Below are 13644 nucleotides of genomic sequence, written 5' to 3'. Positions count from 1 at the left end.
ATCAGTCCCTGGCGAGCGATTCGATGATGGCGGCGTGCAGCGCAGGTGTTGCAGCGGCGACGACGCGACCGCCACTCTCCAGACCGAGCGCACGACCTTCCCAGTCGGTCATCACACCACCTGCCGCTTCCACGACCGGTGCGATGGCCAGGTAATCGTAAGGCATGAGGTTGGCCTCGATCACGGCGTCGATGTGCCCGGCGGCCAGCATGCCGTAACCGTAGCAATCGCCACCGAAACGGCGTGTATAGGCGGCACGGCTCGTGCGGTCGAAACGCGCCCACTCGTCGGGCGTGAACATGTCCGGCGTGGTGGTGTAGAGCGTGGCCGTCGCCAGCGTCTCGCACGCACGGGTACGGCAGGGAACGCCGTTCATCGTCGTGCTGCGGCCGGCGTGCCCGATCCAGCGTTCGTCGAGCACGGGCATGTCCAGCACGCCCAGCACGGGCTTGCCATGCCGCAGCAACGCCAGCAGCGTGCCCCACAGTGGCCAGCCCGAAATGAAGCTGCGCGTGCCATCGATCGGGTCGATCGACCAGACGTACTCCGCATCCATACGCGTTGCGCCGTACTCCTCGCCAAGCAGGCCGTGGGTGGGCCAGGCCAGTTCGATGCGCTCGCGCAGCATCGATTCCACACCCCGGTCCACGGCTGTCACGGGGCTCATGTCACCCTTGAGCGTCACGTCCACAGGACGACGGAACCGCGGTAACGACAATGCACGCGCATTGTTGGCAATAGCCACGGCGAAGTCCTCGAATTCCTTCCGCTCGGCGGCGGACAACGGTTCCATCAACGACACTCCTGGGCGGGGAAAGCACGCGCGACTAGCGTCGGCACGTGTCGAAAGCATGACAAAAACGAAAATTCTCTGGTGGACGTATACGCCACAGGTTTGCAAATATACCCAAAACGCCACACGGGTGGGTGACACATGATCCTTCCGCGTAGCGCCTTCGACGACCGCGTCACAGGGTGAACCCGGCCATGCATCCATACCGCCACATCGGAAGCGTCATCGCGCTGCTTGCCGCCTGTGGCGTGGCGCATGCCGGTACCGTCACCGTCTATTCCGCGCTGGAAAGCGACGAGATCGCCATCTATCTCGACGCGGCAAAGAAAGCCCTGCCCGATCTGGACATCCGCGTGCTGCGCCTGTCGAGCGGCGACCTCGCCGCACGCTTGCTCGCCGAGTCGGCGGAACCGCGCAACGATGCGATCTGGGGCATGGCCGTGACCGACATGCTCGAACCGCATATTGCGGCGCTGCTTGCGCCGGTGCGCGGCCCGAACATCGATCGCATGCCGGCCGCGTTCCGCGCCACCGACGATCTCTGGTTCGCGCCCACCGGCTATCTCGCCGCACTGTGTGTGAACCGTGAGGCATTGGACGAGCGCCACCTGCCCATGCCGCGCAGTTGGCGCGATCTCGCCTCGCCGCAGTACAAAGGTCAGATAGCCATGCCGGACCCGGCATCGTCGGGTACGGGATACATGTTGATTTCGTCGCTGTCGGACGCCGGCCGCAATGCCGGCGGTATGGACTTGCTAAGCGACATCACGCGCAACGTCGGCCAGGTCACCTTGTCCGGATCGGCGCCGTGCAAGCTCGCGCGCATCGGTGAGTTTCCGATCGGCATCTCGTTCGCGTTCTCGGCGATGCAATCCATCCGCCAGGGCTATCCGGTGACGATGGTGATTCCGGAAGGACGCAAGGGTTACGAACTGGAAGCGTCCGCGCTAATGAAGGGCGCAGCGCATGCAGACGATGCCCGACGCTTTCTCGATTGGACGGCATCGCCCGAGGCCGCTGCGTTGTACCGCGGCTTCAAGGAGATCGTTGCCGCACCCGGCAGCACGCCGAGCGCAGAACAACAACGGCAGGGCCTGCCTGCCGATCTCGTCGCGACGCTGCCCGCGCGCGATTTCGCCACCGCGGCGCGCGAACGTGCGGCGCTCATTGCCAGATACAAACGGCTGACGCGCTAGCGCGCGGCCTTGGGGGAGTTTGGGGACATGCACCTGCGGATCGACGACATCGCCAAGGCGTGGAGCGGACATACCGTGCTCGACGGCGTGTCATTCCATGCCCGCGAGAACGAATTCGTCTGTCTGCTCGGCCCCAGCGGCTGCGGCAAGACCACCTTGCTGCGCATCGTCGCCGGGCTGACCGCGGCGGACGCGGGGCGCGTGATCCTCGGCGATCGCGACATCACCGCGCTGCCCGCTCGCGAGCGCCGCATGGGCCTGGTCTTTCAGGCGTATTCGTTGTTTCCCGACATGACCGCCGCCGCCAACGTCGGCTACCCAATGCGTCTGCGCCGCGATCCACCCGCGCGGATCGCGGCACGTTGCAGCGAACTGCTCGAACGGGTCGGGCTCGGCGGTCTCGGCGCACGCTTTCCGGACGAACTCTCCGGCGGCCAGCAGCAGCGTGTAGCGCTGGCCCGCGCACTCGCCACCGAACCGGCGATGCTGCTCCTCGACGAGCCGCTCTCCGCACTCGACCCCGCTATTCGCGGACAGTTGCGCACCGAGATACGCCAGCTTCAGCGCGCGCTCGGCATTCCGACGATCATGGTGACGCACGACCAGGAGGAAGCGCTGGCGATGGCGGACACCATCGTCTGCATGAATCACGGCAGGATCGAACAGACGGGCAGCCCGCGCGATCTGTACGAACGTCCACGGTCCCGCTTCGTGGCTGAGTTCGTGGGGCGCGCCAACCTCCTGCCGACGGCCTTCGTGCGCGACGCGTTGCCCGGCTTTCTGGAACGTCGCCCACCCGGCAGCGAGAGCACGTACGAACTCTGCCTGCGCCCCGAGGATGTCGCGATCGAGAGCGATCCGCGCGGCGAGGCCGTGGTGGAGGACAGCGTGTTTCTCGGCAATCTCGCGCGCATCACGATCGCCTGGCGCGGCCGCAAGCTGCTGGTGGAACAATCCGGCCGCAGCGTCTTGAACCGCGGCGAATCCGTCGCGGTCGATGCCCTGCGCGGCGTATGGGTGTGCGCGTGAAACGCGTCAACGCCGTAGGCATTCTCCTGCTGGCGGTGCCACTGCTGTGCCTGCTCGTGTTCTTTCTGCATCCGCTGGCGACCGTGCTCCTGCGCAGCGTCACGGATGCGCAGGGCGCGTTCACGGTGATGAATTACTTTCGCCTGTTCGACGATCCCGGCTTGCCGCGGGCGGCATGGCACAGCCTCGTCATCGGACTCGCGACCACGCTCTGCACGGTGTCGTTGGGGCTTTGTCTGGCGATGGCCCTGCATCGCTCGCGCCTCCCCGGAAAAGCGCTCATCCGCGGCGCCCTCCTCCTGCCGATGCTGGCACCCTCGCTCGTGTTGGCACTCGGCCTCGTCTGCCTGCTCGGACGCAACGGACTGGTGCATCGGTTGACCGGCCTGCCTACCGACATCTATGGCTTCTGGGGTCTGCTCATCGCGAACACGCTGTATGGACTACCGCAGGTCGTCATCATCGTATCCGCCGCGCTCGTGCGCACGCCGGCGCGCCATTACGACGCCGCCGCCTCCATGGGCGCCTCGCCGTGGCGGCAGTTCATTGATGTGACCATCCCCCGCGTGCGTTTCGCCCTGCTTGCGGCGGCTTTCCTCGTCTTCACAGAAACGCTCACCGACTTCGGCAGCGCGGTCGTCATCGGCGGCAACTACCGCGTGCTGGCCGTGGAGATCTACGGCGAAGTGGTCGGCCAGCAGGATTTCGCCATGGGAGCGACGCTCGGTGTGGTACTGCTGGCACCCGCGCTGCTCTCGGTGTGGCTGGCACGGCTGGCAAAACGGCGACAGGACACCGGCGATGCGAACCCAGGGCGAAGCTTCGTGCCCGCGGCGCATCCCTGGCGCGACATGACGCTGGGTGGCATCGCATTGGCGACGCTCCTGCCCATGGTGGGCGTCGTCGCCACGGTGGCGTATGTCAGTGTCGTCAAGCTGTGGCCATACGACCGCACACTGACCCTTGCCAATTACATGGGCGGCATGCCCGATGGCTATGGCCCGGTAGCCACGTCGATCGGCATGGCGACGATGGCCGCCTGTGCTGGCGTGTTGCTGGTGTTTGCCCTGTCTGCAGGGCTGCGTCGCACACCATCGTTCGTCGCAAAACCCGTGCAGTTCATCGCGTCGCTGCCTTCCGCCGTGCCGGGCCTCGTGCTCGGCCTGGGCTACGTGCTGGCCTTCAATCATGGGCCGCTATCCGGGTGGCTCTACGGCAGCGTTGCGATCGTAGCGGCATGCAGCCTGTACCACTATCACGCGCAGGCCTTCCTCACGATGCAGACCGGCATGCGCCAGGTACCGCAGGCACTGGACGACGCGGTGGCGACATCCGGCGGCACGGCCTTGCATGTGCTGCGTGATGCGGTCTGGCCGTTCGCCGCACCGGCCGCGATCTCTACCTTCTTCTATCTGTTCATGCGCGCCATGGTGACGCTGTCGGGGGTGATCTTTCTCGTCACCCCGGAACTCGGCCTCGCCTCGGTCACGGTGATGCGCCTGGACGAGAACGGCTTTCTCGCGCAAGCGGCCGCGTATGCGATGTGCGTCGTGCTTGCCAGCGCACTCGCGCTCGGCGCCATGCGCCTCCTCCTCCACGTACTCAAGGACCGACGCCATGTGGCATGAAGAAAGGCATTCCCGTATCCGCGACCTGCTGCGCACCAGCGGCCAGGTGTCCGTGGAACGCATTGTCACGGAGCTGGGCGTATCGCGCGAAACGATTCGCCGCGACCTCGTCGAACTGGCCGAACGCGGTGAAATCCGTCGCGTGCATGGCGGAGCGGTGCTTACGGGCGACGAGCCGCCGATCGACGTGCGCCATGCCACGCGGGTGCGCGAGAAGCGCGCGATCGCGAAGAAGGTCGCCAGCCTCGTCGAAAGCGGGCAGACCGTTTTCATGGACGCCGGCAGCACCATGAACCTCGTCGCCGAAGCGCTCGCCACACGCAATGGCCTCACCATCGTTACCAATGCCGTGGACGTAGCCACCCGCTTCGCCGCGCGAAGCGGCAACGACGTGCATCTGCTCGGCGGTCGCTTCAATGCGCAGACGGGCTGCACGCAGGGCGCCGCCACGGTCGCCGAGATTGCGCGTTACCAACCGCACCTCGCGATCCTTTCGCCGGTCGGCATCGACGCCAAGGCTGGCGCGAGCAGCTTCGAGATGGAGGAAGCCGAAGTCGCAAGAGCGATGTGTGCCAATGCGCGCCGCATCGTGATCGCGGCCGACCATTCGAAGATCGGCGTTCGCAGTCGCGTCGCCTGGTGCCCTGCCGACCGTATCGACGTGCTCGTCACCGACCGCCGCGCGGAGAAATCCCGCGCCATCGCCGCCATTCGTAAGGCCGTCGGCGACATCGCCTACGCCTGAAACAACACCGCGCCAGGAAGGCCGCATTACGCATTTGATTTGGATCGATTCAAAACCTTCTGTCACGCAAGCGCCTTTCCCCGGAGCATCCCATGAAACCCCGCCCCACCCTCCGACATACCGTCTTATGCGCCGCGGTCGCGGCGTCACTGTCCGGCGTTGCCTTCGGCCAGGCCACCACAGGCCGTATCGCCGGCCAGGCGCCAATTGCCGCCAATGAAACCGTGCTGATCGAAGGCAGCAACGGCATCGTTCGCGAAGTACCTGTGGACGCACGCGGCCACTACGTCGCCGATTCGCTGCCGCTGGCAACGTACAAGGTCTCGCTGAAGTCCAGCGGCAACGTCGTCGATACACGCGACAACATCACCCTGCGCGTGGGTGCCGCCACCGACGTGTCGTTCGACACGGGGGCCGGCAATGCCCAGCAGCTCGAAGGCGTGACCGTGTCGGCCACCCAGGTGCCGAAGATCGACGTCGCTACCGTGGCGTCCAGCACGGTCATCACGGCGGCCGACATGGCGCGTCTGCCGTTGCAGCGCTCGGCCGAGGCCGTGGCCCTGCTCGCACCGGGCGCCTCGCCGGGCTATACCGGATTCAAGAATGCCTTCGGCGGCAGCCTGGTGAGCTTTGCCGGTTCGGCCGTCTCGGAGAACGCGTACTACATCAACGGCATGAACACGACCGATCCGCTCAGCGGCTTCGGTGGCGTAACCCTGCCCTACGGCGCCGTAGATCAGCAGGAAGTGCTGAGCGGCGGTTACTCCGCGATGTACGGCCGCTCGGACGGCGGCGTCATCAGCCAGGTCGGCAAGCGCGGCACCAACGAGTGGCATTTCGGTGCGCAGGTACTGTGGGAACCCGACTTCGCGCGCGCCAGCGCCCGCAATATCACTTATGGTCACGACAATCCGGCACCGCCGGGCTCGATCAACCAGCGCAACGACCGCAACCACGAATGGAGCACGACGGTCAGCGCCTATGCCGGCGGCCCGTTGATCAAGGACAAGCTCTACGCGTTCGCCGCTGTGGAAATGGAGCGCAGCAAGGGCAACAGCATCGGCGACGTAAACCATGCGTACGACACCAAGTACACGTACAAGGATCCGAAGTGGTACGGCAAGCTCGACTGGAACATCAACGACAGCAACATCCTTGAGCTGACGGGCGTCAACCAGACCCACCGGTCCAATGGCAACAAGTACACCTACGACTACGACACGAACACGGTCGGCGATTTCGCCAGCACCGATTCGACGTACAAGACCAAGGCCATGGTCTATGTCGCCAAGTTCACCAGCTACATCACCGACGATCTGACCCTGACCGCGCTCTACGGCAAGTCGAAGCTCACCTACTACAACGAGCCGCCGGCCACGGGCGTCACCGGGCCGTTCATCGGCAACGTCAGCCAGCAGAACCCCGCGCTCAACGGCGGCACGCCGATCACCAACGGGCAGACGCTGGACACGATCGACAACCCCGATCACGAGTCCACCAACCGCAACCTTCGCGTCGACCTCAACTACAAGATCGGCAGCCACTCGATCACCGCGGGCATCGATAACCAGGACTCGCACGACATCGACGATGGCACGACGATCGGCGGCGACGGCTACGAGCTGTGGTATGCCAAGGGCGACAAGAACCTCAACATCAGCGACAGCCCGTTCGTGGACAAGCCGGCCAACTATCCCGGCGGTGAAACCGGCTACTACGGCTATTACCGTCACTACAACACGCTCGCCTCCGTGCGCGTGAAGCAGCGTGCGCAATACATCATGGACGACTGGCAGGTCACCGATCGACTGCTGCTTTCCCTTGGTCTGCGCAACGACCAGTTCACCAACTACAACCCGGCAGGCCAGCCGTATCTGAAGCTGACCAAACCACAGTGGGCGCCGCGCCTCGGTTTCAGCTGGGACGTGAACGGCGATTCCAGCATGAAGGTCTACGGCAACGCGGGACGCTACTTCCTCGCCATGCCGGCTTCCGTTGCCCTGCGCACGTCAGCCGGCTCGCTCGCGACCAACCAGTACTTCACCTATACCGGCATCGATGCTTCCGGCCTGCCGACCGGCGTGACCTTTATTAAGTCGGCCACCGGTGGCGCCGTGTCTCCCAACGGCGAATACGGCCAGCCGCCCGATCCCAAGACGGTCAGCGCCAAGAACATCAAGTCGGAATACCAGGACGAGTTCATCCTGGGCCTGGACAAGCAGATCGATGCCGACTGGGTAGCCGGTGCGAAGGCCACGGTGCGCAAACTGCGCAACGCGCTGGACGACGTCTGCGACAACGGCGCGATCACCCGCGCCGCCGTCGCCCAGGGCGCCGACATCGACGCCGTGACCGTCGGCAGTTGCTACCTGTCCAACCCGGGTCGCGCGAACGTCTACCAGCTCGCCAACGCCAACGGCGGCTACACCAACGTGACAGTGACGAATGCGGACTTCGGTTTCAGCCATCTGAAGCGCAACTACTACGGGCTGGATCTGTACCTCTCGCACCCGTTCGACGGCACATGGTCGGGCAAGGTCGATTACCTGTACTCGCGTAGCTACGGCAACACGGAAGGCCAGGTGCGTTCGGACGTGGGCCAGGGTTCCGTCGCGGCGTCGCGTGACTGGGACTACGCCACGCTGATGAACTATGCCAACGGTTATCTCGCCAATGACCGCAAGCATCAGCTGAAGCTCTACGGCTCGTACCAGATCGCGCCCGAGTGGCTGGTCTCCGCCAACCTGCTCATCCAGTCCGGCCTGCCGAAGTCCTGCCTGGGCCGTTATGGCGAAGCAGAAAGCGATCCGTCCGGCTACGGCAGCTACTATCACTTCTGCTTCGGCCAGCCGTCTGCGTATGGCGCCAAGGGACGCGAGCCGTGGGAAGAACTCGTGGACGTGAACCTCGAGTACCGTCCGTTGTGGGCCGATCGCAAGCTGGCTTTCACTGCATCGGTATTCAACCTGCTCAACCAGCAGCGGTCGCAGCGGACGAATCCCGTGTCGGGCAGCAAGAACTCGGTTAACGATGGCTACCAGCAGGTCATCAGCTATACGCAGCCGCGTTACGCCCGCTTCGGTGTCACGTACGACTTCTAACGGGGAACCCATGCATCCACTACTGCGACTGGGTATCGTCGCGCTTGCAGCCGGGGTCCTCGCGACCCCGGCGCTCGGCGGCGAGACCAACTACAAAGACCTGCCGACGGAAATCCCGGCCCAGTTCACGCCGACGAACGCGGGCTTCGACTACGAACGTCGCACGGTCGAGATACCCATGCGTGACGGCGTGAAGCTGCACACCGTGATCGTGCTGCCCAAAGGGGTGACGCATGCGGGCATCCTGCTCACGCGCACGCCTTACGGCGCCGATGGCATGGGGCATCGCAACGACAGCCCGCATCTCGGCACCATGCTGCGCGGCTACGACAATCCCGCGGACATCATCGTGAAGGATGGCTACATCCGCGTGATCCAGGACATTCGCGGCAAACACGGTTCCGAAGGCGACTTCGTCATGAATCGTCCACCGATCGGGCCGGGCAACCCGACGCCTATCGACGAGTCGACCGATATCTACGACACGGTGGACTGGCTGGTGAAGCACGTGCCGGAATCCAACGGCAAGGTCGGCATCATCGGCATCTCCTATGACGGCTTCGAGGCGATGATCGCCACGATCCGCCCCCATCCCGCGCTCAAGGTGGCCGTGCCCATCAATCCGATGATCGACGGCTGGATGGGTGACGACTGGTTTCATCGCGGCGCTTTTCGCCAGCAGATGATTCCCTACATCTACGGCATGGTGAACTCGCGTGGGAGCGATGTTGGCTGGACCACGGGTTACCGCGACGATTACGACCTTTACCTGCACGGCGGCTCGGCCGGCGACATCGGTCGCGCCTACGGCATGGAAGCGCTGGGTTTCTGGCAGAAGCTGCTGGCCCATCCCGCCTACGACAGCTTCTGGTCCGACAAGGCAATCGACAAGGTCGCAGCGAAAGAGCCGATGACCGTGCCGACCATGCTCGTGCACAGCCTGTGGGACCAGGAAGACAACTACGGCGACATGGCCGTGTACCGCGCGCTCGCACCGCGCGATCCCGGGCACACGAAGTTGTGGCTGGTACTCGGCCCGTGGCGCCACGCCAAGACCTGGGAAAAAGGCGACACGATCGGTGCGATCGACCTCGGTAGCGATACGGGGACCACGTTCCGACAGACGATCCTCCGTCCGTTCCTGGCTCAGTACCTGAAAGACGATGCGCCGAAGGCGAGCATCGCCCCGGTCAATGCGTTCGTCACCGGCGAGAACACCTGGCGCCAGCTCGACACCTGGCCATCGGGCTGCCGCAAAGGCTGCACGCCTACCATGCAACGCTGGTTCGTGGAGGCCGATGGCGCGTTCGGCACGACGGCGCCTGCGAAGGGCGAAGACGACTACGTATCCGATCCCGCGAAGCCGGTGCCGTACCGCGTGCGGCCGATCCAGTCGTGGTCGCATGGCGTCGCCGATCGTGAGGATTCCTGGCCGGAATGGCTCGTGGACGACCAGCGCCAGTTCGCCACGCGGACCGATGTGCTGACCTACGTCTCGCCCGTGCTCGACAAACCCATGGGCGTGTCGGGCGAACCGCTGGTACACCTGCTCGCCTCCACCAGCGGCACGGACAGCGACTGGGTCGTGAAACTGATCGATGTCTATCCCGACGAAGTCGAAGAAAAGCCGTCGATGGGCGGTTATCAGTTGCCCATCGCGATGGAGATCTTCCGCGGTCGTTATCGCGAGGGCTACGACAAACCGACGGCGCTGGTAGCGAACAAGCCTCTGGCTTATCGTTTTCCGCTGCCCACGGTGAACCACGTGTTCCAGCCGGGCCATCGGGTGATGGTGCAGATCCAGTCGAGCTGGTTCCCGCTCTACGACCGCAATCCGCAGACCTTCGTGCCCAACATCTTCAATGCGAAGCCCGGCGATTACCGCAAGGCCACGCAGACCATCATCAGGGACGGCGAGAACGGCACCTATATCGAACTACCGGTGGTGCCGGCGCCCTGATCGACCTATGACGAGGCCCTCCCCGCAGGGAGGGCCTCGGTGGATCAACCGAGCTTCGCGATCGCCTCGGCCACACCCTTTCCATAGTCGGGATGGCAGGCGGTGCAATTGGCGATGTGCCGCTGAACGACCTGCTCCGATGCGCCCTTGATGGCGCGCGCCGTATTGCCGAACAACGCCTCGCGCTGTGCCGGATTCATCATCTCGAACAGTTTGCGCGGCTGAGAGAAGTAGTCGGTGTCTTCGCGATGGTTCCACCGCTTGGCGACGGCATCGCCCAGATCCAGCGGCGGTTCGGAGTAGTCCGGCTGGGCCTGCAGCGCGCCGTAGCTGTTCGGTTCGTACGGCGTGGAGCCGCCACCGTTGCCGTCCACGCGCATGGCGCCATCGCGGTGATAGCTGTGCACCGGGCAGCGCGGCGCGTTGACAGGGATCTGCGCGTAGTTCACGCCGAGGCGGTAGCGCTGCGTGTCACCGTACGAGAACAGGCGGCCCTGCAGCATCTTGTCCGGCGAGAAACCGATGCCCGGCACGATCACCGCCGGGGCGAACGCGGCCTGCTCGATGTCCTGGAAGAAGTTCTCCGGGTTGCGGTTGAGTTCCATCACGCCGACCTCGATCAACGGGTAGTCGCCATGCGGCCACACTTTGGTCAGATCGAACGGGTTGTATGGGGTCTTGGCCGCATCGGCCTCGGGCATGATCTGCACGTACAACGTCCAACGCGGGAACTCACCGCGCTCGATGGCCTCGTAGAGATCGCGATGATTGCTTTCGCGATCGTGCGCGACCACCGCTGCCGCTTCGTCATCGGTCAGGTTCTGAACGCCCTGCTGGGTCTTGAAGGTGAACTTCACCCAAAAGCGCTCGTTGTTGGCGTTGATGAAGCTATAGGTATGGCTGCCGAAGCCATGCATGTGCCGATAGGAACGCGGCACACCGCGTTCGCTCATCACGATGGTGACCTGATGCAGCGCCTCGGGCAGCAGCGTCCAGTAGTCCCAGTTGTTATTCGCACTGCGCAGGCCCGTGCGCGGATCGCGCTTGATGGCGTGGTTGAGGTCGGGGAACTTCAGCGGATCGCGAATGAAGAACACCGGGGTGTTGTTGCCCACCAGATCCCAGTTACCTTCCTCGGTATAGAACTTCAAGGCAAAGCCGCGGATGTCACGCTCCGCATCTGCCGCGCCACGCTCGCCAGCCACCGTGGAGAAGCGCGCCACCATTTCTGTCTTCTTGCCCACGGCGGAGAAGATCTTCGCGCGGGTGTACTGGGTGATGTCGTTGGTCACGGTGAAGGTGCCGAACGCGCCAGCACCCTTGGCGTGCATGCGCCGCTCGGGAATCACCTCGCGGTCGAAGTGAGCCAGCTTCTCCAGGAACCAGACGTCCTGAAGCAAGGCAGGGCCGCGCGGCCCTGCGGTCATCGTGTTGTTGTCGTCGACGACGGGGGCGCCGAAAACGGTGGTGAGCTTGCTCATGGGTCTTACCCTTGAAGGAGTGAAGGAGCGCGAACGCGGAGGACGTGACGAGAACGGTAAGCAATGGCGCGTCATATGGGAAATTCATATTTACGACCGCCTCGATAGGGATGACCTATCGAACTAATACTCCGTCATCGCCTGGCATCCAGCGGAAGAGGATGAGCCAGCCGTCCTCCGCTGGATTGGAAATCCCCGCTACGCAGTGTACGCATCCATGTCCCACACCTTGCGCCCCCCACTCACTGCGGTGGATAGGGAGCGCCTTCATATTTCACGCGGATGTTGTCGATGGTGGAAGTACCTTGAGGCGACTCAAGGTAGAACCTGTCGATGCGTGCTCCGTCAGGGCACGCAATGGTCGCTTCGCCGCCGCCTACGGAGAGTTCATGGTCAGAAGAGGGATCTGCGCAAATGTAGTAGATGCCGAGCTTGCCACCCGCAGGCACTCTGACCGTAAAGCTCAGTTCGCGAGGAGGCTGGCGAACTCCACCTACTAGCGGGCCTGATATGTAAATCGATCCCACCATCGAGGCGCTGACGACAACATGGCGACCGTACATCCCTGAAACGGACTGACTGCTGATGCCCAAACGGCTGAGGATGACAGTGACGGCGCCTGCATTGGTCACTTCGCTGAAAGGGCGGTCGCCATTGATCGGCGCGCCTATCGGTGCGGGCTCGAAAGTGATGAGATATTCGTCCGGGCCGGGAACTGGCCCGGGACCCGGGTCGGGCCCGGGCCCTGGACCGCCGCCCGGATCCTGTACCGCCTGATCTGCCGTCGCGTAGGTAAAGGCGGCTTGACCGCCCTGACTCGACGGCAAGGTCAGACGAACGATCGGAGCAAACGAACCAAAGGTGTTTTGATAACGAAGCTGGTCGCTTCGCGCATTGGCAAGCCCTGTTGCGCTGCCGCTCTCGTAAAAAAAGGCGCGGATCGGCACCTGGCTGTTCTGCGCCCAGGAGGCTATGCGCAGTTCGTTCTGGATGGCCCACCATGGCAATGGCATCCGGCTGCGGCCCTGCACGAACGCAGTGAAGCGGTTGGCGGTATTCGGCTGCCCCGCGCGAACGCTCCAACCGCACTGGCCGGTGTACTTGTTGCTTGCGGACAAGGCGTTGAAGTGGCTGAACCAGGTCGCGCCATCGTTGATCCCTTGCTCCTCGCAAGGCCGACTCGATGCGCCTGTTGCGGGATGCGCCCCGCAACCGTTGTCTGCCCGCGACGATGTGTCGGAATCCATGGGAAACACACAGAGCACGTTAATGATCCCGGTGCCTGCAACGCCTTCGTTCTTGGGATAGAAAATGAACCCATTTGTATAATTGAACACGAGGTCCGCGAAGTTGGTATCGGCGCGCAACCAGGAAAACGAGACACCCGTCGAAGACGGATTGGGGTTCCAGGGCAGGAAATTGCCGCTGGTGGTGGAGCGCAGCATCAAACCCGTGCACAGGAACGCCGGCGCGGTGGAACCGCCGCAATCCGAGCGCGTGTCCTGATACCACCGACGCAAGTCCGCGACGGCCTTCTCGCCTTCCAGTTCCTTCGTGCCAGCCGAAGCCGCGCCGGATACATGCGACGCACTCGACGAGCGGATCGGCCCCATCTCAGACGGCACTTCGTTGCGTGTTGGCCCACATGCCGCAATCAGCCCTGCGAACAGCAAGATGAGTAGCCGATGCATACCTAATCCCTTCCATGGAT

At 63.9% G+C, this 13644-nt stretch carries 9 protein-coding genes; 6 read left to right on the top strand and 3 right to left on the bottom strand.

Annotated elements, in window-relative coordinates:
* Nucleotide 1 precedes the first annotated feature (1 nt).
* Nucleotides 2–793, bottom strand: coding sequence for a histidinol-phosphatase (gene hisN / locus IM816_RS06675; RefSeq protein ID WP_250340274.1), 792 nt, complete (start codon nt 791–793; stop codon nt 2–4).
* 194 nt (nt 794–987) lie between these two features.
* Here hisN and IM816_RS06670 point away from each other — a divergent pair, with 194 nt between their 5' ends.
* The 6 genes from IM816_RS06670 to IM816_RS06645 all read left to right on the top strand — a co-directional run bounded on the left by IM816_RS06670 (nt 988) and on the right by IM816_RS06645 (nt 10452).
* Nucleotides 988–1989 (top strand): ABC transporter substrate-binding protein, encoded by a 1002-nt coding sequence (locus IM816_RS06670; protein ID WP_250340273.1) that lies wholly within the window; start codon nt 988–990, stop codon nt 1987–1989.
* Between the two features lie 27 nt (nt 1990–2016).
* Complete coding sequence (locus tag IM816_RS06665) at nt 2017–3018, top strand: ABC transporter ATP-binding protein (protein WP_250340272.1); 1002 nt, start codon at nt 2017–2019, stop codon at nt 3016–3018.
* Nucleotides 3015–4646, top strand: a complete 1632-nt coding sequence (locus tag IM816_RS06660; protein WP_250340271.1) for an ABC transporter permease subunit — start codon at nt 3015–3017, stop codon at nt 4644–4646. The genes IM816_RS06665 and IM816_RS06660 overlap by 4 nt, the downstream gene beginning before the upstream one ends.
* A complete protein-coding gene (locus IM816_RS06655; protein ID WP_072320574.1) occupies nt 4636–5391 on the top strand; it encodes a DeoR/GlpR family DNA-binding transcription regulator in 756 nt (251 codons plus the stop codon). Before IM816_RS06660 ends, IM816_RS06655 begins: the two co-directional genes overlap by 11 nt.
* Nucleotides 5392–5483: 92 nt before the next feature.
* On the top strand, nt 5484–8492 hold the full coding sequence (locus tag IM816_RS06650; RefSeq protein ID WP_250340270.1) for a TonB-dependent receptor: 3009 nt from the start codon (nt 5484–5486) through the stop codon (nt 8490–8492).
* A gap of 10 nt (nt 8493–8502) precedes the next feature.
* Nucleotides 8503–10452 carry a CocE/NonD family hydrolase gene (locus IM816_RS06645; RefSeq protein WP_250340269.1) on the top strand — a complete coding sequence of 650 codons (1950 nt, stop codon included), beginning with the start codon at nt 8503–8505 and terminating at the stop codon, nt 10450–10452.
* A 44-nt stretch (nt 10453–10496) separates the two neighbouring features.
* Here the strand turns inward: IM816_RS06645 and IM816_RS06640 are convergent, their stop codons facing one another.
* Nucleotides 10497–11933, bottom strand: coding sequence for a catalase (locus IM816_RS06640; protein ID WP_072320571.1), 1437 nt, complete (start codon nt 11931–11933; stop codon nt 10497–10499).
* 242 nt (nt 11934–12175) lie between these two features.
* Entirely contained in the window at nt 12176–13624 is a 1449-nt protein-coding gene (locus IM816_RS06635; RefSeq protein WP_250340268.1) for a hypothetical protein, read from the bottom strand.
* Nucleotides 13625–13644 lie beyond the last annotated feature (20 nt).

Origin of the sequence: Luteibacter flocculans, assembly GCF_023612255.1 — a bacterium.
Taxonomy (GTDB): domain Bacteria; phylum Pseudomonadota; class Gammaproteobacteria; order Xanthomonadales; family Rhodanobacteraceae; genus Luteibacter; species Luteibacter flocculans.
Note: the sequence above shows the minus strand (reverse complement) of the source record. Positions and strands in the feature narration are given on the sequence as shown.

Excerpts from the sequence above, each read along its gene's own strand:
- IM816_RS06670 (WP_250340273.1), top strand. The coding sequence starts at position 988 with ATGCATCCATACCGCCACATCGGAAGCGTCATCGCGCTGCTTGCCGCC.
- hisN (WP_250340274.1), bottom strand. The coding sequence starts at position 793 with ATGGAACCGTTGTCCGCCGCCGAGCGGAAGGAATTCGAGGACTTCGCC.
- IM816_RS06665 (WP_250340272.1), top strand. The coding sequence starts at position 2,017 with ATGCACCTGCGGATCGACGACATCGCCAAGGCGTGGAGCGGACATACC.
- IM816_RS06645 (WP_250340269.1), top strand. The coding sequence starts at position 8,503 with ATGCATCCACTACTGCGACTGGGTATCGTCGCGCTTGCAGCCGGGGTC.
- IM816_RS06640 (WP_072320571.1), bottom strand. The coding sequence starts at position 11,933 with ATGAGCAAGCTCACCACCGTTTTCGGCGCCCCCGTCGTCGACGACAAC.
- IM816_RS06650 (WP_250340270.1), top strand. The coding sequence starts at position 5,484 with ATGAAACCCCGCCCCACCCTCCGACATACCGTCTTATGCGCCGCGGTC.
- IM816_RS06635 (WP_250340268.1), bottom strand. The coding sequence starts at position 13,624 with ATGCATCGGCTACTCATCTTGCTGTTCGCAGGGCTGATTGCGGCATGT.
- IM816_RS06655 (WP_072320574.1), top strand. The coding sequence starts at position 4,636 with ATGTGGCATGAAGAAAGGCATTCCCGTATCCGCGACCTGCTGCGCACC.